Annotated in this window: 18 protein-coding genes, 1 rRNA gene and 1 pseudogene; 11 read left to right on the top strand and 9 right to left on the bottom strand. The window is 63.4% G+C overall.

Translation table 11 applies throughout. The features are described 5' to 3' along the window. Positions 1-41: 41 nt before the first annotated feature. Positions 42-1,892, bottom strand: a complete 1,851-nt coding sequence (locus HHL21_RS09805; protein ID WP_169465226.1) for an ABCB family ABC transporter ATP-binding protein/permease — start codon at positions 1,890-1,892, stop codon at positions 42-44. A gap of 62 nt (positions 1,893-1,954) precedes the next feature. Between HHL21_RS09805 and HHL21_RS09800 the strand changes: the two genes are divergently transcribed. Both HHL21_RS09800 and HHL21_RS09795 read left to right on the top strand, forming a co-directional pair. Beyond that, on the top strand, positions 1,955-2,395 hold the full coding sequence (locus tag HHL21_RS09800; RefSeq protein ID WP_169465224.1) for an acyl-CoA thioesterase: 441 nt from the start codon (positions 1,955-1,957) through the stop codon (positions 2,393-2,395). A 12-nt stretch (positions 2,396-2,407) separates the two neighbouring features. After that, complete coding sequence (locus HHL21_RS09795; RefSeq protein WP_169465222.1) at positions 2,408-3,988, top strand: alkaline phosphatase D family protein; 1,581 nt, start codon at positions 2,408-2,410, stop codon at positions 3,986-3,988. Between the two features lie 2 nt (positions 3,989-3,990). Here the strand turns inward: HHL21_RS09795 and HHL21_RS09790 are convergent, their stop codons facing one another. Further along, entirely contained in the window at positions 3,991-5,085 is a 1,095-nt protein-coding gene (locus HHL21_RS09790) for a calcium:cation antiporter (protein WP_169465220.1), read from the bottom strand. Positions 5,086-5,166: 81 nt separating this feature from the next. Between HHL21_RS09790 and HHL21_RS09785 the strand changes: the two genes are divergently transcribed. Then, positions 5,167-7,599: a glycoside hydrolase family 31 protein gene (locus tag HHL21_RS09785; protein ID WP_229496286.1), complete on the top strand. Its 2,433-nt coding sequence runs from the start codon at positions 5,167-5,169 to the stop codon at positions 7,597-7,599. A 6-nt stretch (positions 7,600-7,605) separates the two neighbouring features. Here the strand turns inward: HHL21_RS09785 and HHL21_RS09780 are convergent, their stop codons facing one another. From HHL21_RS09780 to HHL21_RS09765, 4 genes are all read right to left on the bottom strand, one after another. Next, positions 7,606-9,288: a long-chain-fatty-acid--CoA ligase gene (locus HHL21_RS09780; RefSeq protein ID WP_169465218.1), complete on the bottom strand. Its 1,683-nt coding sequence runs from the start codon at positions 9,286-9,288 to the stop codon at positions 7,606-7,608. A gap of 78 nt (positions 9,289-9,366) precedes the next feature. Next, positions 9,367-11,064 (bottom strand): long-chain fatty acid--CoA ligase, encoded by a 1,698-nt coding sequence (locus HHL21_RS09775; RefSeq protein WP_169465217.1) that lies wholly within the window; start codon positions 11,062-11,064, stop codon positions 9,367-9,369. A gap of 209 nt (positions 11,065-11,273) precedes the next feature. Next, positions 11,274-12,332, bottom strand: a complete 1,059-nt coding sequence (locus HHL21_RS09770; RefSeq protein ID WP_169465215.1) for an aminopeptidase — start codon at positions 12,330-12,332, stop codon at positions 11,274-11,276. 18 nt (positions 12,333-12,350) lie between these two features. Then, the gene (locus HHL21_RS09765; RefSeq protein WP_169465213.1) at positions 12,351-14,432 is read right to left on the bottom strand and encodes a molybdopterin-containing oxidoreductase family protein; all 2,082 of its coding nucleotides are present in this window, start codon (positions 14,430-14,432) and stop codon (positions 12,351-12,353) included. A gap of 143 nt (positions 14,433-14,575) precedes the next feature. On the opposite strand from HHL21_RS09765, the gene HHL21_RS09760 reads away from it, so the two are divergent. After that, a complete protein-coding gene (locus HHL21_RS09760; protein WP_169465211.1) occupies positions 14,576-15,769 on the top strand; it encodes a M20 aminoacylase family protein in 1,194 nt (397 codons plus the stop codon). Here HHL21_RS09760 and HHL21_RS09755 read toward each other — a convergent pair. Then, positions 15,766-16,665 (bottom strand): NAD(P)-dependent oxidoreductase, encoded by a 900-nt coding sequence (locus tag HHL21_RS09755; protein WP_169465210.1) that lies wholly within the window; start codon positions 16,663-16,665, stop codon positions 15,766-15,768. The genes HHL21_RS09760 and HHL21_RS09755 overlap by 4 nt on opposite strands. 130 nt (positions 16,666-16,795) lie before the next feature. On the opposite strand from HHL21_RS09755, the gene HHL21_RS09750 reads away from it, so the two are divergent. After that, positions 16,796-17,356 (top strand): acyloxyacyl hydrolase, encoded by a 561-nt coding sequence (locus HHL21_RS09750; protein ID WP_169465208.1) that lies wholly within the window; start codon positions 16,796-16,798, stop codon positions 17,354-17,356. Positions 17,357-17,548: 192 nt separating this feature from the next. On the opposite strand, the gene HHL21_RS22035 is transcribed toward HHL21_RS09750, so the two are convergent. Further along, entirely contained in the window at positions 17,549-17,953 is a 405-nt protein-coding gene (locus HHL21_RS22035) for a sensor histidine kinase (RefSeq protein WP_169465206.1), read from the bottom strand. Positions 17,954-18,012: 59 nt separating this feature from the next. Between HHL21_RS22035 and tnpA the strand changes: the two genes are divergently transcribed. From tnpA to HHL21_RS09710, 6 genes and pseudogenes are all read left to right on the top strand, one after another. Continuing rightward, a complete protein-coding gene (gene tnpA, locus HHL21_RS09740; RefSeq protein ID WP_169465204.1) occupies positions 18,013-18,351 on the top strand; it encodes an IS66 family insertion sequence element accessory protein TnpA in 339 nt (112 codons plus the stop codon). Continuing rightward, positions 18,351-18,536: an IS66 family insertion sequence element accessory protein TnpB gene (gene tnpB / locus HHL21_RS09735; protein ID WP_169465202.1), complete on the top strand. Its 186-nt coding sequence runs from the start codon at positions 18,351-18,353 to the stop codon at positions 18,534-18,536. The genes tnpA and tnpB overlap by 1 nt, the downstream gene beginning before the upstream one ends. 115 nt (positions 18,537-18,651) lie before the next feature. Continuing rightward, positions 18,652-19,682 (top strand): annotated as a pseudogene (locus HHL21_RS22260) (IS66 family transposase); the annotation flags it as partial. Positions 19,683-19,855: 173 nt separating this feature from the next. Continuing rightward, the gene (locus HHL21_RS22305; RefSeq protein WP_502570044.1) at positions 19,856-20,275 is read left to right on the top strand and encodes a DUF8462 domain-containing protein; all 420 of its coding nucleotides are present in this window, start codon (positions 19,856-19,858) and stop codon (positions 20,273-20,275) included. A gap of 376 nt (positions 20,276-20,651) precedes the next feature. Beyond that, the gene (locus HHL21_RS09715; protein WP_229496282.1) at positions 20,652-23,969 is read left to right on the top strand and encodes an MHYT domain-containing protein; all 3,318 of its coding nucleotides are present in this window, start codon (positions 20,652-20,654) and stop codon (positions 23,967-23,969) included. Beyond that, on the top strand, positions 23,966-24,961 hold the full coding sequence (locus tag HHL21_RS09710) for an HD domain-containing phosphohydrolase (protein WP_169465194.1): 996 nt from the start codon (positions 23,966-23,968) through the stop codon (positions 24,959-24,961). Before HHL21_RS09715 ends, HHL21_RS09710 begins: the two co-directional genes overlap by 4 nt. Before the next feature lie 1,288 nt (positions 24,962-26,249). Here HHL21_RS09710 and rrf read toward each other — a convergent pair. Continuing rightward, a 5S ribosomal RNA gene (gene rrf, locus HHL21_RS09705) occupies positions 26,250-26,362 on the bottom strand. Between the last annotated feature and the right edge of the window lie 3 nt (positions 26,363-26,365).

Here is a 26,365-nt window from a genome sequence, read left to right as displayed (position 1 = left end):
GAAAGTCGTTTCCGCCAGTGGCGGAAACGACGGCTTAACGTTTAACTCAGTTCTTCGACCGGGGACTTCAGCTCCTCATCCTGCCTCGCCTGCTGCCGCTCCCACATCTGCGCATACAAGCCATTCGCCGCCAACAGCTGCTGATGCGTCCCCCGCTCCACAATCCGCCCGTGATCGAGCACCAGGATCTGCTGCGCGTCCGCCACAGTCGACAGCCTGTGCGCGATCACCAGGGTCGTGCGGCTCTTCGCGATTTCCTTCAGCTCGGCCTGGATCGCCTGCTCGGCCTTTGAATCGAGCGCCGACGTGGCTTCGTCGAAAATCAGGATCGCCGGATTCTTCAGCAAGGTGCGCGCGATCGCCACGCGCTGCTTCTCGCCGCCCGACAGCTTCAACCCGCGCTCGCCAACGGTCGTCGCGTACCCGTCCGGCAGGCTGTCGATAAAGTCGTGGATCGACGCGGCCCGCGCAGCCGCGATGATCTCGTCCTTGGTCGCGCCGGGTTTGCCATACGCGATGTTGTACTCGATGCTGTCGTTGAACAGCACCGTATCCTGCGGCACGATGCCGATCGCGTGGCGCAGCGATTCCTGCGTCACCTCGCGCAGGTCCTGGCCGTCGATCGTGATGCTGCCGCTGTTGACGTCATAGAAGCGGAACAGCAGCCGCGACAGGGTCGACTTGCCCGATCCGCTGTGCCCCACCACCGCAGTCGTGGTCCCGGCGGGGATCGTGAAGTCGACGTCGAACAGGATCTGGCGTTTCGGCTCGTAGCTGAACTCGACGTTGGAAAACGTGACGCGCGCGCCTTGCGTCTGGAGCGCCCTGGCGTCCCTGGAGTCGGCCACTTCGCGGTTCTGCTCCAGCAGGCCAAACAGGCGCTCCATGTCGGCCAGGCTTTGCTTGATCTCGCGGTAGATCACGCCGAGGAAGTTGAGCGGAATGTACAGCTGGATCATGAAGGTGTTGACCAGCACAAGGTCGCCCAGCGTCATGGTGCCGGCGATGACGCCTTCGGTCGCGCGCCACAGGATCAGCGTGACGGCGGTGGCGATGATCAGCGACTGGCCGGTGTTCAGGACCGACAGCGACGATTGCGACTTCACCGCCGCGTTCTCGAAACCCTTGAGCCCTTCGTCGTAGCGTTTGGCTTCGTAGTCCTCGTTGCCGAAATATTTGACCGTCTCGTAATTGATCAGCGAGTCGATGGCCTTGGTGTTGGCTTTCGAATCGAGGTCGTTCATCGTGCGCCGGAAGTGGGTGCGCCAGTCGGTGACGATGACGGTGAACGCGATGTAGCTGACCAGCGCCAGCACCGTGATCACGCTGAACCAGATGTCGTAGTTCAGGACCAGGTAGCCCAGCACCAGCGAAATCTCGACCAGCGTCGGCAGGATATTAAACAGCGTGAACGAGATCAGCGAGCTGACGCCGCGCGTGCCGCGCTCGATGTCGCGCGTCATGCCGCCGGTCTGGCGGTTCAGGTGGAAGCGCAGCGACAGTGCGTGCAGGTGGCGGAACACGCGCAGCGCGATCGTGCGGACCGCGCGCTGGGTCACGCGCGCGAACAGGAATTCGCGCAGTTCGGTGAACACCGTGGTCGATAGCCGCAGCGCGCCATAGGCGACCAGGATACCGAGCGGCAGCACCAGCAGCGCCTTCGGATCGGACGGGCTGATGGTCAGGTGGTCGATCAGCTGCTTGAGGATCAGCGGCACGCCGACGTTGGCGACCTTGGCGCCGATCAGGCAGGCCAGCGCCGCGGTCACGCGCCATTTGTACACCCACAGGTACGGCAGCAGGGTCTTGAGCGTGGCCCATTCGCTGCGTTTGGTGGCGTTCGGATCGACTGGGGGAACAGGTGCGGTGGTACTGGTGGAATGATGGCGCATGGCAGAGCTCTGTAATTTATGGTTCAATCGGGTTCGATTGTAGCCTTTCATGAGATTTCAAGATGACCAAGCCCGAGAACGTCGCACCCTGCCCTGTCAACACGTCGCTTCCAGCAGGAAAGATGCCTCAACTGCGCGTAATGCCAGCCCCTTCCGATGCCAACGTCTACGGCGACGTGTTCGGCGGCTGGATCATGGCCCAGGTAGACATCGCCGGTTCGCTGCCGGCCACCCGGCGCGCCAACGGCCGTGTCGCGACCATTGCCGTGAATTCCTTCGTCTTCAAAAACCCGGTGTTCGTGGGCGACCTGCTGTCGTTTTACGCCGATATCGTCAAAGTCGGGAACACGTCGATCACCGTGTATGTCGAAGTTTACGCCGAGCGGAACCGGCTGCAGGCCGACACGGTCAAGGTGACCGAGGCGACGCTGACGTATGTCGCCACCGGCGACGACCGCAAGCCGCGCCAGCTGCCGCCGCTCGAATCGCTCATCGACAACTGACCCGGGGTAGTAATGGACGAGCAGCGCCGCATCTTCCTGGCGGGCGCGGGCCAGATGGCCGTGCTGGCCGCCTGCGCGCCGCTCGCGCGTGCCGCGGCACAAGCGGCGCCGGGAAACGCTTATCCGTTCAGCCTGGGCGTCGCTTCCGGCTCGCCGCTGCCCAACTCGGTCATCCTGTGGACCCGCATCCTGGCCGATCCGCTCAATGCCGCGGCCACGCCGCCGGTCGCCTTCGTCGTGCGCTGGGAAGTCGCGCACGACGAAGCCTTTACCCGCATCGCAGCGCAGGGCAGCGCCAGCGCCGTCCCCGAGCTGGCGCACAGCGTGCACGTCGACGCGACGGGGCTGGAAGCGGGCCGCTGGTACTGGTACCGCTTCATGCTGGGCGATGCAGTCAGTCCGGTCGGACGCACCCGTACCGCGCCGGCCGCGGATTCGCTGCCGACAATGCTGAAGATGGCTGTCGCATCTTGCCAGCACTGGGAGTTCGGCAGCTTTGCCGCGCACCGCCATATCGCCAACGCGGCGCCCGACCTGGTCGCCTTCCTGGGCGACTACATCTACGAGTGGGGCCCCTACCAGCTTAACCATCCGGAGCGCGCAAGGCGCGTCGACGAAAGCTACTCGCTGGCCGACTACCGCGCGCGCTATGCACAGTACAAGAGCGACCCTGACCTGCAGGCTTCGCACCGCGCGGCGCCGTGGATCGTGACGTGGGACGACCACGAAGTCGCGAACGACTACGCGGGCGACCGCGACGAGCGGCTCAGCCCGACGTTTGCGCAGCGGCGCGCGGCCGCTTACCAGGCGTTCTACGAGCATATGCCGCTGCGGGTGGCGCCGGCACGCCGCAACGGCTTCGGCAACCTGCGCATCTACGACCGTTTCGACTGGGGCAGGCTGGCGCGGCTGCACGTGCTGGACGACCGCCAGTACCGCGCGACGCACGCCTGCCAGCAGCCCGGCAAGGGTGGTTCTTCATCGGTGCTGCGTTCGCGCTGCCACGCGCTGCGCGATTCATCGCGCACGATGCTCGGCGCGGAGCAGGAAGCCTGGCTGGAAACCGGCCTGGAAAGGTCGGAGGCACGCTGGAACTTCCTCGTCCAGCAAACGCCGATGGCGCAGTCGTCCCAGGTTCCGGTCAGCCGGCCCGACGATGGCCGTTTCTGGAACGATGGCTGGGACGGATATCCCGCGGCGCGCCAGCGCCTGTTCGATACACTTGAAAGCACGCGCGCCTCGAATCCGATCACGCTGGCGGGCGATGTACACACCTTCTATGCGACCGACCTGAAGACCGATTTCGACCGCCCGCTATCCAAACAAAATCCGGTCATCGCGACCGAGTTTTGCGGTACTTCGGTTACCTCGGGCTCCCGCCCGCAGGCGCGCACGCTGCAGTTTGTCGACATGAACCCGCACGTCAAATACGGCCGCAGCGACAAGCGCGGGTTCATCCTGATGGAGGTAACTCCCGCCGCTACCAAGGCGATGTTCGTCGGGCTGGACGATGTGAAGCTGGCCGGCTCGGGGGCTACCACGATCGCCCAGTTCCGGGTCGAACATGGCCGGCCGGGCGCGATCCGGGCCTGATCCTACGGAACAATCGTCGTAAACAAGTACACCGCGAATATCACCAGGTGTACGGTCCCTTGCATGACGGTCGTTCGGCCGGTGCCGAGCGACAGCGTGGCGACGATGATCGACAACACCAGCAGCACGGTCGACTTGACGTCGATCCCGAGCGACAGCGTCCAGCCAGTCGCCAACGACACGATCGCCACGGCGGGAATCGTCAGGCCGATGCTGGCCAGCGCCGATCCCAAAGCCAGGTTAAGACTGGTCTGCAGGCGGTTGGCGCGCGCGGCCTGGTAGGCCGCGATCCCTTCAGGCAGAAGCACAACCGCCGCGATGATGATGCCGACCAGGGCCTTGGGCGCACCGATCGCGATGACCGCCGCCTCCAGCGTCGGCGACAGCGATTTCGCGAGCAGGACCACGCCCCCCAGGCAGGCCAGCAGCAAGCCCGCGCTGATCCACGCCATCTTCGCGGGCGGTGGCGGTGCGTGCACATCCTCGTCGCCGGAAGCCGCTTCAGGCAGGAAGTAATCGCGGTGGCGCACGGTCTGCACAAGCACAAACGTCCCATAGAGCACGAGCGAAACCACGGCAATGAAAGCCAGCTGGCTGGTGCTGTACGAGGGGCCGGGCGTGGTGGTCGTGTAATTCGGGAGTACCATCGTCAGCACCGAAATCGCCGCGAGCGTGGCCAGTGCAGCGGATACGCCATACAGCCCAAAAGTCTGCTCGCCATGCCGTCCCGCGCCCGCAAGAATGCACAAGCCGACCATGCCGTTCAGGATGATCATGACGGCGGCGAATACCGTGTCGCGCGCAAGGCCTGTCGTCGACTCGCCGCCGGCAATCATGAGCGACACGATCAGCGCGACCTCGATCGCGGTCACCGCAAGGGCCAGTACCAGCGTGCCGTACGGTTCGCCGACTTTGTGGGCGACGATCTCCGCGTGAAAAACAGCAGCGAGTACGCCGCCAAACAGGCCGGCGACGAGAAGCACCGTGTAGTACACGCCAAGGAGGTCTCCGGCGCCGGCAACTGATCCGGCCAGCAGAAGCCAGGAAAAAATCGGGGCGGCGATCGACCAGCGCGGCAGGGACTTGGAGATTTTCATAGCAGACCAGTGATGAGGGGCCGACCCAGTTTAGCGCAAAGCCGCCCGCAGCTGAACCTGGCCATGACAAGGACGGGTGGCATGATGTACATTGACTACATTTTCCACACCCGCATTCCACTTCCAATGATCAGAGCAACGCTTCACACCGCGCTACTGCTGCTGGCGCTCCCTTCGCTCAGCTTCGCCCAGAACAGCAGCCGCACGGTGGAGCGCATCGAGCAGAAAGGCAACCGGCTGGAGGTCGTCACCAGCGACGGCGTTTACCTGATCACGCCCTACTCCGACCGCATCATGGAAACCGTGTTCGTCCCGAACGGCGAAGCGCACGATCCGCGCTCGCATGCGGTGGTCATGGCGCCAAAGGCGGCGGGGACACTCCGCACCTTGGACGGCGCGGTCGAATTCGCCACCGGCGGCATCAGTGCGACTGTCACGCGCGCGCCTTTCGGCATCAGCTATTCGTACAAGGGCAAGCCGCTGGTCGCCGAGAAGAACGGCTATGCGCGCCAGGGCAAGCTTGAATCGATCGACTTCGCGCTGACGCCGGACGAGGCCCTGTACGGCGGCGGTGCCCGCGCGCTCGGGATGAACCGGCGCGGCCACCGCCTTCCCTTGTATAACAAGGCGCACTACGGGTACGGCCAGAAGTCGGAGCAGATGAGCTATGCGATGCCGCTGGTGCTGTCGTCGAAAATGTACATGGTCCACTTCGACAATCCGACCACCGGCTTCCTCGACCTCGATGCGAAGAAGGCGAATGTGCTGTCGTACCAGCCGTCGAGCGGCCGCAAGGCCTACCAGGTGATCGCCGGCGACAGCTGGGAGCAGCTGGCCTGGGAGTACACCGGCCTGACAGGCCGCCAGCCGCTGCCGCCGCGCTGGGCCTTCGGTAACTTCGCCAGCCGCTTCGGCTATCACACCGAAGCGGAGGCCCGCGCCACCGTCGACAAGTTCATCGCCGAGAAGGTGCCGCTCGATGCGATCGTGTTCGACCTGTACTGGTTCGGTCCCGACATGCGCGGCTCGATGGGGAACTTCAGCTTCAGCAAGGCGCAGTTCCCGAATCCGCGCGGGATGATGGCCGATTTTTCGGCAAAGGGCGTCAAGACCATCCTGATCACCGAGCCGTTTGTGCTGACCGCGTCGACGCGCTGGCAGGAGGCGGTCGACCGCAAGGTGCTCGCGACCGACGACAAGGGCGCGCCGTTCCGCTACGACTTCTACTTCGGGAACACGGGACTGATCGACATCACCAGCCCTCTGGCACGCAGCTGGTTCTGGGACATCTACAAGGAACTGGCCCCGATGGGTGTGGCCGGCTGGTGGGGCGACCTGGGCGAACCTGAGGTCCATCCGGACGCTACGCGCCATGTTGGCGGCAGCGCAGCGCAGGTACACAACGTCTACGGCCATGAGTGGGCGCGGCTGGTGCATGAGGGCTATCGCAAGGACTTCCCTGGCCAGCGGCCGTTCATCCTGATGCGTTCCGGTTATTCGGGCTCGCAGCGCTTCGGGCTTATCCCGTGGTCCGGTGACGTCAGCCGCAGCTGGGACGGGCTCAAGCCGCAGCCTGAGATTTCGCTCCAGATGGGGATGCAGGGCGCGGCTTACATGCATTCCGACCTGGGCGGCTTCGCCGGCGCCAACCTGGACGACGAGTTGTACACGCGCTGGCTCCAGTACGGCGTGTTCCAGCCGATCTTCCGCCCGCATGCGCAGGAAGACGTGGCCTCGGAGCCGGTGTTCCGTTCACCGGCTGCGCTGGCACTGGCGCGCGAAGCGATCCGCCTGCGCTATCGACTGCTGCCGTATAACTACACGGCGGCGTTCGATAACAACCAGGCTGGCCTGCCGCTGATGCGGCCACTGATGTACGAGGAGCCGGGCAACCCGCGATTGCGCGAGCTGTCGTCGACCTACCTGTGGGGCAACGACATCCTTGTCAGCCCGGTGCTGGAAGCGAAGAAGACGGCGCAGGAAGTCTATTTCCCGGCGACCGCCGCATGGATCGATTTCCACACAGGCCAACGCCATGAAGGTGGCAGCACAGCCACGGTGGCGCTGGCTGCGGACCGCATCCCCGTCTTCGTGCGCGCAGGCGCGTTCATCCCGATGGCGCCCGGCATGCAGACCACGCGCGACTATTCGGGAAAGAATATCGAGCTCCACTACTACCACGACCGCTCGGTGGCGGCAGGCAGCGGCAAGATGTATGAGGACGATGGCGAAACGCCGGAGGCTTTCGAGAAGGGCAAGTATGAACTGCTGCAGTTCGCCAGCCGCCTGAGCGGCAAGCAGCTTGAGATAACGATAGCCAGCGAGGCCGGTGCGAACCGCCGCCGCCTGGCGCGCACGCTGTCGATGGTCATTCATAACATCGGCGCGAAGCCGGCGCAGGTCGAGGTGGATGGCCGCGCTGTGCCGTTCGACTACCAGGGCGCCAGCGGCACGCTGGTATTCCAGGCCACCGCCAGCGACGCGGCGCGGCGCCGCATCTCTGTCAGGCTGTAATCGGTTTTATGCCGCCGCTGGTTTATCGCGCAGTTCGCGGCGCAGGATCTTGCCGACGTTCGTCTTCGGCAGCTCGGTGCGGAACTCGATGTACTTCGGCTTCTTGTAGCCGGTGAGCTGTTCCTTGCAGTAGTCCTTCAGCTGCTCCGCGGTCAGCGATGGGTCCTTGCGGACCACGAACAGCTTCACCGCCTCGCCGGACGCATTGTCCGGCACGCCGATGCAGGCCACTTCCAGCACGCCCGGGTGGCCCGCCACGACTTCTTCCACCTCGTTCGGATACACGTTGAAGCCGGAGACCAGGATCATGTCCTTCTTGCGGTCGACGATCCGGGTGTAGCCGCGTTCGTCCATGATGCCGACGTCGCCGGTCTTGAAGAAGCCGTCCGCAGTCATCGACCTGGCCGTTTCGTCGTCGCGCTTCCAGTAGCCGGCCATCACCTGCGGGCCGCGGACTGCGATTTCGCCTGCGGTGCCTAGCGGTACCGGATTACCGTCGTCGTCGAGGATCGCAACTTCGGTCGATGGATACGGCAGCCCGATGGTGCCGGTGAATTCCTTGATGTCGCAGCGGTTGGCGGTAACCACCGGCGACGTCTCCGACAGGCCGTAGCCCTCGACGATCGCGGTGCCTGTCACTGCCAGCCACTTCTCGGCCACCGGCCGCTGTACGGCCATGCCGCCGCCATTGCAGACTTTGTAGCTGGAGAAGTCCAGCTTCGCGAATTCCGCGTTGTTCAGCAGCGCGTTGTAGAGCGTGTTCACGGCCGGGAAAATGTTGATCTTGTATTTGCCCAGTTCCTTGACGAAGCCCGGGATGTCGCGCGGGTTCGGGATCAGCACGTTCATGCCGCCGAGGCGCATGCCCATCAGCGCGCAGACCGTCAGCGAGTAGATGTGATACAGCGGCAGCGCGCATACGAACTGCGGCTCGGTGCCCTTCGGCAGGGTATCGAGCGTCGGCTGCAGCCACGCTTCGTTCTGCAGAACGTTGGCGATCACGTTGCGATGCAGGAGCACGGCGCCCTTCGACACGCCGGTGGTGCCGCCGGTGTACTGGAGGAAGGCGATGTCGTCGTGGCCCAGCGTGGCAGCCTTGAACGGCAGGCGCGAGCCTTCCGCCAGCACCTTGTTGAAGCCTACCGCCGTCGGCAGCGCGAAGGCCGGCACCATCTTCTTGACCTTGCGGACCACGAAGTTGACGATGGTGCCTTTCAGGCCGCCGAGCAGGCCGCCCATCGACGCGACGACGACGTGTTTGACGCTGGTCTTGTCCAGCACCTGTTCGACCGTGTGGGCGAAATTCTCGAGTACGACGATGGCTTCGGCGCCCGAGTCGATCAGCTGGTGCTGCAGTTCGCGCGCGGTGTACAGCGGGTTGACGTTGACGACGGTATAGCCGGCGCGCAGCGCGGCGGCCAGCGCCACCGGATACTGCAGCACGTTCGGCATCATGATGGCGACACGGGCGCCCTGCTTCAGGCCGCGCGACTGCAGCCACGCGCCCATCTGCTGCGACATCTGGTCAAGTTCGCGGAAGGTGATGGCCTTGTCCATGCAGACGTAGGCCCTGCGGTCCGCGTATTTGCGGAACGACTCTTCCAGCAGGTGCGACAGCGACCGGTACTGCGTGATGTCGATTTCCGCCGGCACGCCCGGTTGATACTGCCTGAGCCAAAACTTGTCCATCTTTGATGCCTCTGTCATTTGTTCGTTTTATAAATGAAAAGACCGCCCGCATGCGGGCGGCCTTGTGGTCCACCCGTGTTACGCGGCCTGTTTCTCGATCTTCTTCTGCTCGTCCCTCAGGACGCGGCGCAGGATCTTGCCGACGTTCGTCTTCGGCAGCTCGTCGCGGAACTCGATGTACTTCGGTTTCTTGTAGCCGGTGAGCTGCTGCTTGCAGTAGTCCATCAGCTGGGCCACGGTCAGGTTCGGGTCCTTGCGGACCACGAACACCTTGACCGCTTCGCCCGAATGTTCGTCCTCGACGCCGATGACCGCGCATTCGAGCACGCCCGGATGCATCGCGATCACGCCTTCCAGCTCGTTCGGATAGACGTTGAAGCCCGACACCAGGATCATGTCCTTCTTGCGGTCGACGATCTTGACATAGCCGTTCGCATCCATCACGCCGACGTCGCCCGACTTGAAGTAGCCGTCGGCAGTCATGACCTTGGCGGTTTCGTCGGGACGGTTCCAGTAGCCGGCCATCACCTGCGGGCCGCGGATCGCGATCTCGCCCGGTTCGCCCAGCGGGACAGGAACGCCGTCGTCGTCGACGATGGCGATGTCGGTCGACGGCATCGGCAGGCCGATGTTGCCGGTGAATTCAAGCATGTCGGCGCGGTTGCAGGTAGCGACCGGCGAGGTTTCGGACAAGCCGTAGCCTTCGATGATCGAGGTGCCGGTGGCTTTCTTCCACTTGTCGTTGACCGCCTGCTGCACTGCCATGCCGCCGCCGTTCGACAGCTTCAGCCCGCTGAAGTCGATCTTCTCGAACTCCGGGTGGTTCAGCAGCGCGTTGTACAGCGTGTTCACCGCCGGCAGCATGTTGAACTTGTACTTCTGCAGTTCCTTGATGAAGCCGCCGATGTCGCGCGGATTCGGGATCAGGATGTTCAGCGCGCCGACGCGGGTGCCCCACATCGCGCAGGCCGTCAGCGCGAAGATATGGTACAGCGGCAGTGCGCACACGATGGTGAGCTGTTCGACGACAGGGGCCTGGTCCAGCGCCGGCTTGGCCCAGACTTCGGTCTGCAGGATGTTGGCGATGATGTTGCGGTGCGTGAGCGTGGCGCCTTTCGACACGCCGGTGGTGCCGCCGGTGTACTGCAGGAAGGCGACATCCGCGCTGGCGATATCGGCCGGCGTGAACGTCATGCGCTCGCCCTGCGACAGCGCGTCCTTGAAGCGCACCGCATTCGGCAGCGCGTATTCAGGCACCATCTTCTTGACGTTGCGGACCACGAAGTTGACCAGCATGCCCTTGGCGCCGCCCAGCATTTCGCCCATGCTGGCCACGACGATGTGCTTGACCGGCGTTTTGGTGAGTACCTGCTGCAGCGTGTTGGCGAAGTTTTCCAGGACGATGATCGCCTCGCTGCCGGAGTCGGCCAGCTGGTGTTCGAGTTCGCGCGGCGTGTACAGCGGGTTGACGTTGACGACGGTATAGCCGGCGCGCAGGATCGCGGTGATCGCGATCGGGTACTGCAGCACGTTCGGCATCATCACGGCGACGCGGGCGCCCTTTTTCAGGCCGCGGCTTTGCAGCCAGGCCGCCAACTTCTTCGAATAGGTGTCCAGTTCCGAATAAGTCAGGAACTTGTCCATGCAGACGTAGGCGTTGCGGTCACCGAACTTCTGGAACGACTCTTCGAACATCTGGACCAGCGAACGATACTGGTCCGGATCAATCTCGGCGGGGACGCCAGGGGGGTATGAGTTCAACCAAAATTTGTCCATGTCTGCCTCGTCTCGTCTCTATCGTTATGGGATCTGGCGCACCTGCCAGTCGCGGATGTTATCTGGCCTGATCGTGCAGGCGCATGACTACTCCCATTGTTGATGCTATCGGGCGACGCGGCCTTACGCAAGCGCTTTTGCTGCTATTTGAGCAATGCCTCTACCCGCGATGGTTTGCTGCGGCGCAGCAGAGCACCACAGGGCGGGCCTCAGGCGCGCGCGACGAGCGCCTTTAGCCGGCGGTGGCGTTCTGCTTTTTCGAGCGCGGCGAGTTTGCGGGCCGCGTCGTAAAAACCGGCGAAGGTCTTTTCGCGCGCCAGCAGTGCGCGGAAGGCCGGCACGAAATCGGTATAGGTGGCGACCGAGGCCAGGTGGGCGTTCGACAGCGGCTCGGCGAAGAAGCGGTCGTAGCCCGCGAAGCCGCCCCATGATTCCTTCAGCAGCAGGTAGTCGTCCTTCAGCTGGACGAACAGGCGCGCCTTGGTCTCCCGCCTGGACGCTGCAGGCGCCTTCGACGCGTAGTTCACCTCCAGCGCGTGACGGTATTCGAGCAGCAGTTTGAGGAAGTCCTTTTTGCGCGCGGCGAATTTGGCGTAGTTCTGGCGCATGACGTCGTTGCCGAATCCAGCCAGCCAGCGTTCGACGCCGGCTTCTTCGACCGCGCTGGCGAACGATTCGTTGAACTGCGAGTCGCCAGGCACGTAGATCACCTGGTGCGACAGCTCGTGGAAGATCAGGCGCGCCAGTTCGGCGTCAGGATATTGGATAAAAGTGGAAATCAGCGGGTCGTTGAACCAGCCCAGCGTGGAATAGGCCGGAACGCCGCCGACCTGCACGTCGTGGCCGCCGGCGCGCAGCTCCTGCGCATAGGCCTGCGCGTCTTCCTTGCTGTAGTAGCCGCGATAGTTGACGCACCCGGCCACGGGGAAACACCACTGCAGGGGCCTGAGCGACAGTTCCGGCGTGGCGACGATGTTCCACAGGACGTAGGGCCGGGACAGCTTTGCATAGTTCTTGTAGCTGCCGTTGTCGGGCAGGCCAAGCTCCTTGACCGCGAAGCTGCGGATCTGGCGCGCCGTCGCGAGCCGCACGCGAAGCTTCGAGTCGGTGCCGTTATCGGCCAGCCAATCTTCGATCGGCCGTGCGTCGGTCAGCAGCGACACCTGCCCGCGCGCGGCCTGCGCGTAGTAGTTCAGGCTGGAGCAGCTGGCCAGCAAGCCCGCCGCCGCGCCCGCAAGCGCGATCTGCCTGAGGGTCCTGGTCTTCATCTAGGCGGTTCCTGTTTCCTATGCAGCGTGTTTTTCGACCTCGACCAGCGTGTCGTAGAAGGTCGGCGCGCGGCCCATGTCGGTCAGGCGCTGGCTGGTCACTTCATTGGCGTTCTTGCCGTCGGTGGCGAGCTTCTTCCACCACACCGACAGGCCGACCACCAGTCCCTGGCGCGCCTTGTCGGTGACGCGGGCGCGCGCGACGAACGTGCCGCGGTCGTTGAAGATGCGCGCCATGTCGCCATCAAGGATGCCGCGCGCGGCCGCGTCAAGCGGGTGGATGTCGAGGTGCGGCTCGCCTTCGGCCGAACGCAGGCTCTTGACGTTCACAAAGCTGGAGTTGAGGAAGTTGCGCGCCGGCGGGGAGATCATCGCCAGCGGGTACTTCGCGCCCAGCTGCGGGTTCGACGCGATCGATTCGTAGGGCGGAATATACGCAGGCAGCGGGTCGAGGCCGTCGGCCAGCATCGCGCTCGAGTAAAACTCGCATTTGCCGGACGGGGTCATGAAGCCGCCTTCGGCAAACGGCGCGGCCGGCACGTTCAGCTTCTGCCATCCGGTGCGCTTGAGCGACTCCCAGTCGAAATGCATGGCGCGCGGGTGGCTCTTGTCGTAGGCCTGCGCGGCCAGTTCGTCGTCGGTCTCGCGGAAGATCGGGTCGTCGAAACCCATGCGCGCGGCCAGCAGGCGGAATACCTCGGTGTTGGCCCTGGCTTCGCCCATCGGCGCGATGGCCGCGTTATTTGCCATCATGTACAGGTGGCCGTAGGAGGTGTGCGTGTCGACGTGTTCGAGCTGGGTGGTGGCGGGCAGCAGGATGTCGGCGTAATCGGCGGTGTCGGTCTGGAAGTGCTCCATCACGACGGTGAACAGGTCGTCGCGCGCGAAGCCGCGCATCACCTTGCCCGAGTCCGGGGCGATGGCCACCGGATTGGCGTTGTAGACGATGACCGCTTCGACCTTCGGGCCGAATTCGGGCGAGCTGTCCTTCAGCAGGTCGTCGCCGATGGTGGTCATGTTGATCGTGCGCGCCGGGCGTCCGTTCAGCAGGTCCGGCCGCTGCAGCGCCGGTTTGTTGGTCGGGAAGGTGCCGGACGACGACAGCTGGATGCCGCCGGCCGGGTGGCGCCATGCGCCGACCAGCGCCGGCAGGCAGGCGATCGCGCGTACCGCCATGCCGCCGCCGCGCACGCGCTGCACGCCGTAGTTGACGCGGATCGCGGCAGCGTCTCCTCGCGCCGCAGCTTGTCCATACTCGCGCGCCAGGTTGACCACTTCATCGACCGTGATGCCGCAGGTTTCGGCGGTGCGTTCCGGCGTCCATTCGGCCGCGCGCCCCTTGAGCTGCTCGAAGCCGAGGGTGTGCTGCGCGATGTAGTCGTGGTCGAGCAGGTTCTCGCGGATCAGCACGTGCATCACGCCCAGCGCCAGCGCGGAGTCGGTGCCCGGCAACAGCGCGATGTGCTGGTGGCACTTGTCGGCGGTGAGCGAGCGGTATGGATCGATGGCGATCAGCTTCGCGCCGCGGCGCTTGGCTTCCTGGGCGCGGGTCCAGAAGTGCAGGTTCGAGGCGATCGGGTTGCCGCCCCAGATGATGATCAGTTTCGCATCCTGGAACTGCTCCATGTCGGTGCCGATCGATCCGCCGATGGTGTACTTGTAGCCGGTCGAACCCGCGCTGGCGCAGATGGTGCGGTCGAGCAGCGACGCGCCCAGCTGGTGGAAGAAGCGCAGCGACATCGACTCGCCCTGCACCATTCCCATCGTGCCGCAATAGCTGTACGGCAGGATCGCTTGCGGATCGCGCGCGGCGATGTCCTTCAGGCGCGCGGCGATGGTGTCGAGCGCTTCGTCCCAGCTGATGCGTTCGAACTTGCCTTCGCCTTTTTTCCCGACTCGCTTCATTGGGTGCAGCAGGCGCTCTACGTGGTAGGTTCGCTCGGCGTAACGCGCCACCTTGGTGCACAGGACGCCCGCCGTGGTCGGGTGGTCCGGGTCGCCCTTGACTTCGGTTGCGACGCCGTCCTCGACGGTGATCAGCAGCGCGCAGGTGTCGGGGCAGTCGTGAGGGCAAGTTGCCCGGACCTGGGTGGTCGTCATGTGGATTTCCAGAAAAAAAACGTGCTTGAAACCCTTACTGTAAACGATTCCGGGCTGGTCGTTATGATGACGTCCCAGACTGGCTTACCTAGGATGAGAAGGCTACAATGGCTCATTAGCATTCCAGCATCACGGAGAAGATTATGAAACTGGTTGAACCGATCATCGCTTTTCAGAGCGCGCTGCAAGAAATACGCCGGGACCTGCATGCGCATCCGGAACTTTGCTATGAAGAAGAACGTACCGCCGAAATCGTCGCCGCACGGCTGACCGAATGGGGCATTCCGGTCGTGCGTGGCCTGGGCGTGACCGGCGTTGTCGGGATCATCAAGAATGGCACCTCGGATCGGGCCATCGGCCTGCGCGCCGATATGGACGCTTTGCCAATGCAGGAAGTAAACAGCTTTGCGCACGCGTCGCGCCATGCGGGCAAAATGCACGCCTGCGGCCATGACGGCCACACTGCCATGCTGCTGGGCGCCGCGCATTACCTGGCAACGCATGGCAGTTTCGACGGCACCGTGTATGTGATTTTCCAGCCTGCCGAGGAAGGTGGCGGCGGCGCGCGCCGCATGATGGACGATGGCTTGTTCAAGCAATTCCCGATGGAAGCTGTTTATGGCATGCACAACTGGCCAGGCCTGGAAGCGGGCAGTTTTGGCGTCGTCGCCGGGCCGATGATGGCGTCCAGTAACGAGTTCCGCGTCGTGGTCAAAGGCAAGGGAGCCCATGCGGCCCAGCCGCACCGCGGCGTCGACCCGGTGATGGTGGCGGTGCAAATCGCCCAGTCATGGCAGACCATCATTTCGCGCGAGAAAAATCCGCTGGATACCGCGGTGCTGTCGATTACCCAGATCCACGCTGGCAGCGCCACCAATGTCATCCCGGATGAAGCGGTGCTGATCGGCACCGTGCGGACGTTCACGACTGAAGTGCTGGACCTGATCGAGCGCCGCATGGAAGAGATCGCCAATGGTGTCGCGGCTGGCTTTAACGCGAAAGTCGATTTCGGGTTCAAGCGCAACTATCCGCCGCTGGTCAACCATGAAAAGGAAACCGCTTTCGCCGTCGAGGCGATGAAGGCGGTGGCCGGCGCGGACCGGGTCAACACGAATGTCGAGCCGACTATGGGCGCCGAGGACTTCGCCTTCATGCTGCAGGAAAAGCCGGGATGCTATGTGTTCATCGGCAACGGCGAAGGCGACCATCGCATGGGCGGGCACGGCCTCGGCCCGTGCCAGCTGCATAATGCGAGCTATGACTTCAACGACAACTTGCTGCCCATCGGCGCCAGCTACTGGGTGCGGCTGGCAGAGATGAGCTTGCCTCTGCGTTAAGGCAACTGGTCCGGGCCGGCGCCCAGCCGCTGGCCCGGATTGCGCTGTTCCACCGCGAGCAGCGCGGCCGACTGGTCGGCGCGCGGGAACTCCCCTGCGATCGACTGGTAGTGCTCTGTGACAAGCGCGGTGACGGGAAGCACGAGGCCCGCATCGGCAGCGGCCGCCAGCACATTCTGCAAATCCTTGAGCTGGCTTTTCACCTGTCCACCCGGAAGGAAATTACGGTCCAGCATGCGCTGGCCGTGCACTTCGAGGATCCGGCTCTCGGCAAAGCCGCCGCGCATCGCGGCGCGAACGGCGGCCGGATCGGCGCCGGCGGCCTGCGCCAACAGCAGCGCTTCCGCGATGACATTCAGCGTTCCCCCGACAATCAGCTGGTTGCACAGCTTGGCGACCTGGCCGCTGCCGGCGGGCCCGACCAGCATCGGGTGTCCCATCGCCTGCAGTACCGCTTCCGCCATCGAAAAATCCTGCACGCTGCCGCCGGCCATGATCGCCAGGGTGCCAGCCTCGGCGCCCACCACGCCGCCGGACACCGGCGCGTCGAGGAAATGGAAACCAAGCGCCTCGAGCTTGCCATTGAAGGCAAGGGCCTCATCGTGCCGCGTGGAACTCATGTCGATCCATAACGCGCCAGGCTTCATTGCCGGAAGCGCTGCATCGATGACCTGGCCAACCACCGCGCCGGATTCGAGCATCGAGATGAGGATATCGGCGTGCCGCACGGCTTCCTGCAGGTCGGGCTCGGCCTGCGCCCCTTTTCCGGCCAGCGCCGCCGCTTTCGCAAAACTGCGGTTCCAGGCGCGCACCCGGTAACCGTTCGCGAGCAAACGCGCGGCCATAGGCGCACCCATCAAACCGATTCCCAGGAATGTGATATTTGGCGTACTCAAGGCGTCCCCTTTGGAAATTTAATGCAACTAGTTCAACGATTACGAGGCTTGCAACAAGGATTTCGGATCGTCGGTAAAATAATCGCTCCTGTGCTGCATGCGTCAGCGCACCTATCGAGTGGAAGTAAATATGTTAAGTGCAAAATCCCTGGTTCACATCTCCCTGGCGACATTGGTCGCCGCAATTGTTTCATCCCCGGCCACCGCTTCCGACACAATGTTCGATTCCGCATCCCTGGAATTCGGCACCACGTCCAAGGCGCGGATGGTGCGCCTGGGCGCCCAGTCGCAATGGGACAAGCGGTGGTTCGTGTCGAACGGCACCCATCTTTCCGGTTACTGGGACCTGTCGCTGGCTCAATGGCGCGGGACCGCATATCGCAACGTGCCAGGTGAGAATCAAAACATCACCAACCTTGGCTTCACGCCGGTGTTCCGCTTCCAGGCCGATAACAAACTGGGCTGGTATGCCGAAGGCGGTATCGGCCTGAACCTGCTGTCTAAGCGTTACGACAACGATGGCAGCGAGCTGTCGACCCACTTCCAGTTCGGCGACCACGTCGGCGCCGGCTATGTCTTCGCGAACCGCTGGGACCTTGGCCTGAAAGTACAGCACTTCTCGAACGGCGGCTACAAGAAGCCCAACGACGGCGTTAATTTCCTCGTCCTGAAGGCCGCCCGGGCGTTTTAAGCACTGGCCCCACTGACAGCGTAGCGACTGATTTCGATCAATTGTTACGCTGCGCAGTCCTGATGCATCCACCTTCCCCACTGGCAACATTTCCTCGCCGCATTAACGCAGGAGATGTCGATGACACGAGCGAGCCGCAAAACCAGTTCCTGGTGAAACTCCTGAACACTACCTGCCGACGCTGACCGTTGGCTACGACAAGTGCGGATACGCGTGCTCGGACCATGCGTCGTGGCACGCGCAGGGGTATGCGACATCGATGCCGTTCGAAGCGGAGATCAGGAAGGACAATCCGCAGATCCAAAAGACGCTACCCGGCCCTTCGCCGGCGCTGAATGCAGACACAGCGCCGCCATGCGGCGCCACCAGCTTTTGCACCAGCGCCAGGCCCAGGCCGAGGCCGCTGCTGTTGCGGTCGCTCGTCCTGTCGCCTTGCGTGAACAGGCCAAACAAGTCCGCCATCCGTTCAGGTGGAATGCCGATACCGGTATCGGCGATCGTGATCGTCACGGCATCGGGCGTACACGACATGCCGATGTCGATCCGCCCGCCGGAAGGCGTATAGCGCACGGCATTACCGATAATATTCCCGATCACTTCTATCGGTTCGTCATGCCGGCACAATCTCCTCCGAGTTCAACAACAAGGAGCGGGACATGGACAAGCTGGAATTTCAGACCTCGAAAGAAGCGACCTGGCGCAATCACCTGGCACGACATGCCTCGAGCGGCAAGAGCATCGCCGCCTTCTGTCGGGATGATGCGATCTCGCAGGCCAACTTTCACGTCTGGCGCACGAAACTCGCAAACGGCGCCAATGAGCACGCCGCCCGGCCGGCACCGCAGGCGACATGCATCGATCTTGGCGCCGTCAACAGCGCCGTCGGTAGCAGAGCCACGGAGCATGCGCCGGCACCAGCGCCACTGGCCATTCCCAGCCTCGACATCCGCATAGATCTCGGCGGCGGTGTCGTACTGACGATCGCGAGGCGCTGATGTTCTTCCCCGAAGGCCAGGTGCGCGTATTCCTGTACGGCCGGCCGGTGAGCATGCGCCTGTCGTTTGATGGCCTGTACGCGCTGGCCAGGCACGTCATGCACCAGGATCCGCTGTCGGGCAATCTGTTCGCGTTCATCAACCGGCGCGCCACCCAGATCAGAGTCCTGTATTTCGACTTATGATAATGATATGCAATTCGACCAAGAATCCGCCGCTAAACTTGTCCACCCGACGGTGGCATTGAGCGCTGTGGATATGGCCAAACTGCTCGATGTGAAGGATCGCGAAATCGTCCACCTGCGCCGCCAGGTGGCCTGGTTTCAGCGCCAGATTTTCGGCCAGAAGAGCGAGCGCCGCTTGCCCGAACCGGAAGGCATCCAGGGGCACGCTGGGCGAACTGTTCGAGATCGTACCCGACGATCTGCCACCTGCCAAGAAGAGCAGGATCGCCGCGCACGAGCGCGAACACAAGAACGAGAATCAGATCGACAGCGGCGACGAATCGGCCCTGTTCTATGACGACTCGAAAGTGCCGGTGGAGGTCATCGCCGTCCCCAATCCGGACGCGGCCGGACTCGACCCTGCCGACTTCGAGGTGATCGGCTTGAAGGTCAGCCACTGCCTCGCGCAACGCCCCGGCAGCTATGTGATCCTGAAATATGTTCGTCCGGTCATCAAACTGCGCGCCACCCAGGCGCTGTCCTGCCCTCCGGCGCGCCAGCACGTCAAACTGCAGGATTCCGGCATCAACGTCAGCCGGCCCTGGGTAACGAAGCTGATGCCGGCGGCGGTATCGCTGATCGAACCGATCTTCGAAGCTCAGCTGGACTCGGTCCGGCTGTCCCGCGTCATCGCAATGGACGAAACGCCGATCAAGGCCGGACGCGCCGGCCCCGGCAAGATGAAGGCGGCGTATTTCTGGCCGGTGGTGGGCGAACAGGATGAAATCTGCTTCCTGTATTACCCCAGTCGGGCGGCAAAGCACATCGAGGATGCGCTCGGCCTGACGCGTCCGAACGGCGCGGTATTGCAGAGCGACGGCTACAGCGCCTATGCGCACTACGCGAAGAAGACGGGGATCACCCACGCGCAGTGCTGGGCACATTCGCGCCGAACAATCTACGACGCTCGCGACATCGAGCCTGCCCACGCGGATCAGGCACTCGATGCGTGACTACTTCGTCGACGTACTGCAGCGCGTCGGCAAGCACCCGGCGTCACTGGTGCATCAGCTCACGCCGCGCATCTGGAAGCAGATGTTCGCCGCCAACCCGTTGCGGTCCGATTTGCATGACCTTGGTGGACGGCGTACGGACGCCGGCGGCTGATCGCTTACATATGCCGAGCGCCTGTTCGACTTCCCTGCGATTGGACCGCTTGACGCAGCCGACGCAGCCGACGCAATCGTCAAGCCTGCACAAGATGAAGGCGTCGACTTCGATGAAGACGCAGTAACACTTATCGTCACATACACCAAAGGCTACCCATACTTCCTGCAAGAATGGGGCAAGCACGCATGGGACGTTGCTTCCGCCAGTCCGATCACACGCTTAGATGTCGAGACCGCTTCGACGGAAGCCGTTGCCGCGCTCGATTAAAGCTTTTTCCGGGTGCGTTTCGACCGGCTGACACCAGCGGAGAAAAAAATCTTCGCGCGATGGCGGAACTTGGCAGTGGACCACACCGTTCTGGGGACATTGCCGCGAAGCTGGGACGCGAAAGCTCATCACTCGGCCCGGTACGAAGCAGCCTCATAGCCAAAGGGATGATATGGAGTCAGACGCATGGTGATACCGCTTTCACGGAGCCGCTGTTTGATGAATTTATGAACGTATTATGCCCGGCGAAGCCTGGACGCAAGCTGACGCTTGACCATCATGGAAAAAACGTGAAAAGAGAAAACAAATCCTCACGCGAATGAATTCCATGATTGACTCAGAGAATGCTTCGACAGCCCCAGCGCATCGGCGATCTGCTGGTGCGACAGTTTGGCAGCTGGGTTCGGCCCGTAGTTTTTGTGTGATTATGGTTTTTACATCAATTGTGCGGCGCGCAACTCTTTGTCGTTGTGCCACGACCTGCGTTGCGGAAAATGCGAAGCCTGTCTTAATTAATAGTGTTGCTCCAGTTTTGTGGCTACCCGACACCCCAGGTAACGAAATGCTTTGCATAAAGCAACCGATCTCTGAGAAGATGATATTTTGGCGCTCTCTGGTGACCGTCGTTGTCATGTGGACAGGGCTTACGGACACACTATGACGCTGCTGGAACTATTTGCTACGCCGACCGAGCCTTCGATGCTAACTTACGCCGTGTACGATCCGGCGCTGGTCGCGCTGTCGGTTCTGGTGGCGATCTTCTCCTCGTGGATGGGCCTGCAGATAGCCGGCCAGGCCAGCGCAAACCGGGCCCAACGCTCTATCGTCCTGCTGACCGGCAGCCTGGCGCTCGGCAGTGGGGTCTGGGCCATGCATTTCATCGGCATGCTCGCCTTCGACCTGTGTACCCGCGTTGACTACGATCCGGCCATCACAATCCTCTCGCTGCTGCCCAGTATCGGCGCCTCGTTTGTCGCGCTTTCGCTGATCGGCCGCAAGCGCCTCGGCGGCTGGGCGCTGCTGACCGGCGGCGTGCTGGTTGGGGCCGGCATCGGCGCCATGCATTACACCGGTATGGCCAGCATGCGCATGAACCTGTTGCTGCGCTACGATCCGTTCATGTTCGGCCTTTCGATCGCGGTCGCAGTTGCGCTCGCCACGCTGGCGCTCTGGGTGCGCTTCGGACTGCGCAGTTTCAGCGCGATGCTGAACGAATCGCGCCTGCTACTGCTCAGCGCGACGGTGATGGGCCTGGCGATCGCGGGCATGCACTACACCGGCATGGCGGCGGCGCGTTTCGTCGGCCAGGTGCCGCCCGGCTCGACCGGGTCGTCCAACAGCACCTTCCTGGCGCTCGCCATTGCCCTGATTACGGTCGCGCTGACGATCTTCGTGTTGGCAGCGAATGGCCTGCTGCGCTACCGTCAGCTGTTTCGCGAACTGAGCCAAAGCGAAGCGTGGATGCGGGCGCTCCTGACGACCACCGTCGATGGCGTCATCACCGTCAACCAGGAAGGCATCATCCAGGAGTTCAACAGCGCGGCCGAGCGGATCTTCGGCTGGAACCGCAGCGAGATCATGGGCCGCAATATCAGCCTGCTGATCGTCGAACCGGAACGCTCGCTCCAGGATGGGCTGCTCCATTTCCTGCGCACCCGGGATCACGCGGCCGTTGGCGAAGTCGATGAGGTCATCGGCCTGCGTAGGGACGGCCGCCAGGTACCGATCCGACGCGCGCTTGGCCATGCGCGTACGGCCGGGCACGACTTGTTCGTCTGCTTTATCACCGACATCAGCGAGCGGCGAGCGATGGAGCAGGCGCTGCGCGGCAGCGAGCAACAGTTCCGCTCGCTGATCGGCAACATCCCCGGCATTTCTTACCGCAGCCTGGTGGAGGGCGACCAGCCGATGCTGTTCATCAGCGACGCAGTCGAACGCGTGACCGGCTATCCCGCCGCCGACTTCATCGGCGCGCCGCCGCGCCGCAGCTTCGGCGCGCTGCTGCACGCGGCCGACCGCGCGCCGGTCGCGGCTGCCATCGCCCTGGCGCTGGGCGAGCAGCGGCCCTATCTGGTCGAATACCGCCTGCTGCATGCGGACGGCAGCATTCGCTGGCTGTGGGAGAACGGCACAGGGGTGCTCAACGATGTCGGCCGGATCCAGTGGCTGGACGGCGTCATCCTCGACATCAGCGCTCGCCGCGCGATGGAAGAAGCGCTGCGCCTGGCCATGGAAAAAGCAGAACAGGCAGCAGCCTCACGCGCCCGTTTCGTCGCCAACATGAGCCATGAAATCCGCACCCCGATGAACTCCATCCTCGGTTTTACCGACGTGCTGCTTGATGGCGAACTGGCGCCCGACCAGCGGCGCCATCTCGATACGGTGCGCAGCGCCGGCCGCTCGCTGCTGCGCCTGCTGAACGAAATCCTCGATACCGCCAAGCTCGAGAAAGGCGCGGTCGAACTCGAACTGCGCGACTTTGATCTGCTCGGCTTGATCGATGAACTGTCGTCGACGCTGGGCGCGAACGCGCGCGGAAAGGGACTGCATGTCGAAATCGACTATGATCCGGAGTTGCCGACCTGCCTGTACGGCGACGAACTGCGGATCCGCCAGGTGCTCACCAATTTGCTCGACAACGCGATCAAGTTTACCGCCGCCGGCAGTGTCACCCTGGTCGCCGAAACCCTGGGCGACGAACTGCATTTCCTGGTGCGCGATACCGGCATCGGCATCGCATCCGACCGGCTGGCGGCGATCTTCGAGCCCTTCACCCAGGCCGACCCGTCGATGACGCGGCGCTATGGCGGCACCGGCCTTGGCACCACCATCTGCAAACAGCTGGTCGACCTGATGGGCGGACGCATCTGGGCCGAGAGTACGCCCGGCGAGGGCACCGCATTCCATGTGCTGTTGCCGCTCACGCCGGCCCGCTTCGCGCCGCAAAAGCCGCGCGCGCGCACCGCCATGGTGCTGCCGCCGCTGCGTGTCCTGATGGCCGACGACGTACCGCAAAACCTCGAACTGCTCGAGCTGCTGCTGACCCGCCGCGGCCATACCACGACCAGCGCCGTGGACGGCGCCGCCGCACTCGAGCTGGCGGCCAGCCAGGACTTCGACGTGATCTTGATGGACGTGCAGATGCCGCAGCTCGATGGGCTGGAGGCCACCCGCCGGATTCGCGCGGCGGCCCTGCTGGCTGGCCGGCCGCGGGTGCCGGTGGTCGCGATGACGGCCAGCGTGCTCGAGGCGCACCGCCTGGCCAGCGCCGAAGCGGGCATGGACGGCTTCGCGTCCAAGCCGGTCGACTGGTCCGCGCTCTCGCATGAAATCGCGCGCGTGCTTGGCCTCGGCGACGGCCTGGATCGCGACCCGGCGCCGGACTCGGCGCGCCAGGTGCTCAACCTTCACGCCGGGCTGCGCCGCTGGGCCGGGCGCGAGGAAGCTTACCTCCAGGCGCTGGCGCACTTCGAGCGCCAGTACGGCACGCTGGCGGAACAGCTGGCAGACCACGCGGCAGCGCACGACCGGCCCGGCGCCCAGATGCTGGCCCACAAGGCGCGCGGAGTCGCCGCCAACCTTGGCCTGGAACGCATGGCCGAGACGCTGGCGCAGTTCGAGCACGCCGGATGCGGCGCCGGCAGGCCAGCCGCCGCATCCGGCGAGCTTGCCGTGCGCGCCCTGCAGGAAGGCGTTGCTGCGGCACTGGCCGCGGCGCTGGCGGCGATCCGCGCCGCCCCGCAACTACAGCCGGCGGCGCCTGTCGCGCGCGGCGCCTTCGACCGCGCGCGCGCCCTGCGCTCCGGCAGCGCGCTGCTCGAGTCGCTGCGCCGCGGCGCGCTCGACGATGCGGCGCTGGCCGACATGTGCGCCGCGCTCGCCGCCCATGCTGCCGGCGGTCGGCTGGCGGCGATTCATGCCGCGCTTGCCGATTTCGATTTCCTGCTGGCGCAGCAGCGGGTCGAAGCGGTGCTCGCCATGGTCACCTCCAATCCGCTAGCGGAGCCAAGCGCATGAGCGCATTCCCGTATCAGCCGCTGATCCTGGTGGTGGACGACGAAGCGAGCAACCTGCAATTGCTGCGTCAAGCCTTGCATGACCAGTACCGGCTGTCGTTCGCCAAGGACGGCCGGCGTGCGCTCGAACTAGCGCAGCAGGAGCGCCCCGACCTGATCCTGCTCGACGTGATGATGCCAGGGATGAGCGGCTACGAAGTCTGCGCCGCCCTCAAGGCGCAAGCGGCGACGGCTGCCATCCCGGTGATCTTCGTGACCGCGCTGACCGAGATCGACGACGAGGTCGAGGGCTTCGCGGTGGGCGCGGTCGACTACATCACCAAGCCGCTTAGCCCGCCCCTCGTGCGCGCGCGGGTGCACACCCACCTGTCGCTGGTGCGGATGGAGGAACTGCGCGACTCGCGGCTCGAGATTGTCCAGCGGCTTGGCCTGGCGGCCGAATACAAAGATAACGAAACCGGACTGCACGTGATCCGGATGAGCCATTTCTCCAGGCTGCTTGGGGTGGCATCCGGTATGAATCCGCTTGAAGCGGACGACCTGCTGCACGCGGCGCCGATGCACGACGTCGGCAAGATCGGGATCCCGGACCGGATCCTGCAAAAAGCGGGACCGCTCGATGCCGACGAATGGCGCGTCATGCGTACCCATGCCGCGATCGGCGCGGAGATTATCGGCGAGCACCGGACCGGCATGCTGGCGCTGGCGCGCAGCGTCGCGCTGACGCATCACGAAAAATGGGACGGCAGCGGCTATCCGAACGGATTGGCGGGGGACGCGATACCGCTCGAAGGGCGAATCGTCGCGATCGCCGACGTGTTCGATGCGCTGACCTCGGTGCGTCCGTACAAGGCGGCATGGACAATCGAGGCGGCAATCGAATATCTGCAACTGCAAAAAGGCCGCCATTTCGATGGCCGACTGGTCGATTTATTCTTGCAGCACATGCCGGCGATCCGCGCCATCCGGGACCGCTGGGCCGAGGCTGTTTGAGCGGAGCGATTATCTGCGAAACCTTTGATCGTCGGAGATAATCCGAATTTCCGTCTCATAACGGTTTATCAAATGCTCAAAGTGTGCAACGAGCAGTCGCTGGCAACCTAAGCCTGCGACTGAAGGCATGCCACCCGAGCCCAAGGAGAGATACTTGACGGCGCCTGGCTATTTCCCGGTCAGATCCAGTTGACCCGCTCAGCAACCGTCAGCTCAACCGCGCCATCAATGCGGTTGCTTCCCGCCGATTCATTATTACCCGGGCAAATGCCAACCCACGACGCCAGGGTGCATGCGGCGCCTCACTCAAATAAATCTGCCCGCTCTTTCTCACGTCCGCTACAATCTTTCCCATCTGCAATATTAGGTAATAGATCAAGTGAACGTCTACAAACTCCGAATCGAGCACGGACGCGTGATAACGGCTAAGAATGACCGTAACCGCTATTTGCGCGATTACGTGGCCTTCCTGGTGGCTTCCAGTCCACTCAAACCCGCGACGACCTATAACGTTGCGTTCACGGGTCGCGTTAATAACGTGGTCGTGAGTCGAAATTGGAAGTTTACCACGCGGTAAAAGGTGCGTTAGCGTTAAAACAAAAAAGGCACTCCGGGAACGGAGTGCCTTTTTCGTTTCAGAAGTACAGTAAGGCGATTAGTTAATCTTAGTGCCGCCCATCGTATACAGGCTTGTCGAACCGAACGTACATGCGTATCCGTACTTGGTCAGGCCCGTGACGAATCAAGCGCTCGACCTCCAAAACTCCGACCCCTTTGCAGATCAGATCGAGCGAACTCCCCTTAACCAGCGCATCGTTGCCTGTCCAGCAGTACGTCTTCGTTCCCGATGTCCACTGGCCGCTCGACCAGGATGGGCAACTGTAGGCGGGCGGCGTCGGCGCCGGCGGTGAGCATATTGGATAGTTAGTCCCACCGTTTGCACAACCACAGCCGCGCGTGTTCGTACTGGTCGTCGTACCGCTTGGGCAGTTGTAAGTGGTGGTCGTGACTTAATACCTGTGTAGCCGGTTCCGCATGAAGCCGAGGTCGTGCTCGACGATGGCGTGCAAATCGGCGAGGTTGGAGGGGTCGGCGGCGCAGTGCCTGAACACGAAACGTCAACCCAGCTCCCATACGATGTGGATGGACTTCCGCTCGGCCCGCTTGGACAAGTGGCATATACCAGACGCGATCGCACACCGCTACCACGACTAATGCGGCCAGTCGCGAATTTCCGGACGAAAAAAAACCCGCCGGCACACGCCAACGGGTTTTTTTCTTATAACTAGCCTGACGATAACCTACTTTCACACTGGTTGCAGCACTATCATCGGCGCAAAGTCGTTTCACGGTCCTGTTCGGGATGGGAAGGGGTGGGACCGACTTGCTATGGTCATCAGGCAT

It is taken from the genome of Massilia polaris, from assembly GCF_012927275.1.
GTDB classification, from domain to species: domain Bacteria; phylum Pseudomonadota; class Gammaproteobacteria; order Burkholderiales; family Burkholderiaceae_D; genus Telluria_A; species Telluria_A polaris.
The sequence above is the reverse complement of the archived record's forward strand: the minus strand, read 5'-3'. Positions and strand labels throughout refer to the sequence as shown.

Coding starts and splice junctions, on each gene's coding strand:
- HHL21_RS09805 (WP_169465226.1), bottom strand. CDS start 1,892: ATGCGCCATCATTCCACCAGTACCACCGCACCTGTTCCCCCAGTCGAT.
- HHL21_RS09800 (WP_169465224.1), top strand. CDS start 1,955: ATGACCAAGCCCGAGAACGTCGCACCCTGCCCTGTCAACACGTCGCTT.
- HHL21_RS09795 (WP_169465222.1), top strand. CDS start 2,408: ATGGACGAGCAGCGCCGCATCTTCCTGGCGGGCGCGGGCCAGATGGCC.
- HHL21_RS09790 (WP_169465220.1), bottom strand. CDS start 5,085: ATGAAAATCTCCAAGTCCCTGCCGCGCTGGTCGATCGCCGCCCCGATT.
- HHL21_RS09785 (WP_229496286.1), top strand. CDS start 5,167: ATGATGTACATTGACTACATTTTCCACACCCGCATTCCACTTCCAATG.
- HHL21_RS09780 (WP_169465218.1), bottom strand. CDS start 9,288: ATGGACAAGTTTTGGCTCAGGCAGTATCAACCGGGCGTGCCGGCGGAA.
- HHL21_RS09775 (WP_169465217.1), bottom strand. CDS start 11,064: ATGGACAAATTTTGGTTGAACTCATACCCCCCTGGCGTCCCCGCCGAG.
- HHL21_RS09770 (WP_169465215.1), bottom strand. CDS start 12,332: ATGAAGACCAGGACCCTCAGGCAGATCGCGCTTGCGGGCGCGGCGGCG.
- HHL21_RS09765 (WP_169465213.1), bottom strand. CDS start 14,432: ATGACGACCACCCAGGTCCGGGCAACTTGCCCTCACGACTGCCCCGAC.
- HHL21_RS09760 (WP_169465211.1), top strand. CDS start 14,576: ATGAAACTGGTTGAACCGATCATCGCTTTTCAGAGCGCGCTGCAAGAA.
- HHL21_RS09750 (WP_169465208.1), top strand. CDS start 16,796: ATGTTAAGTGCAAAATCCCTGGTTCACATCTCCCTGGCGACATTGGTC.
- tnpA (WP_169465204.1), top strand. CDS start 18,013: ATGGACAAGCTGGAATTTCAGACCTCGAAAGAAGCGACCTGGCGCAAT.
- tnpB (WP_169465202.1), top strand. CDS start 18,351: ATGTTCTTCCCCGAAGGCCAGGTGCGCGTATTCCTGTACGGCCGGCCG.
- HHL21_RS22305 (WP_502570044.1), top strand. CDS start 19,856: ATGGGGCAAGCACGCATGGGACGTTGCTTCCGCCAGTCCGATCACACG.
- HHL21_RS09715 (WP_229496282.1), top strand. CDS start 20,652: ATGCTAACTTACGCCGTGTACGATCCGGCGCTGGTCGCGCTGTCGGTT.
- HHL21_RS09710 (WP_169465194.1), top strand. CDS start 23,966: ATGAGCGCATTCCCGTATCAGCCGCTGATCCTGGTGGTGGACGACGAA.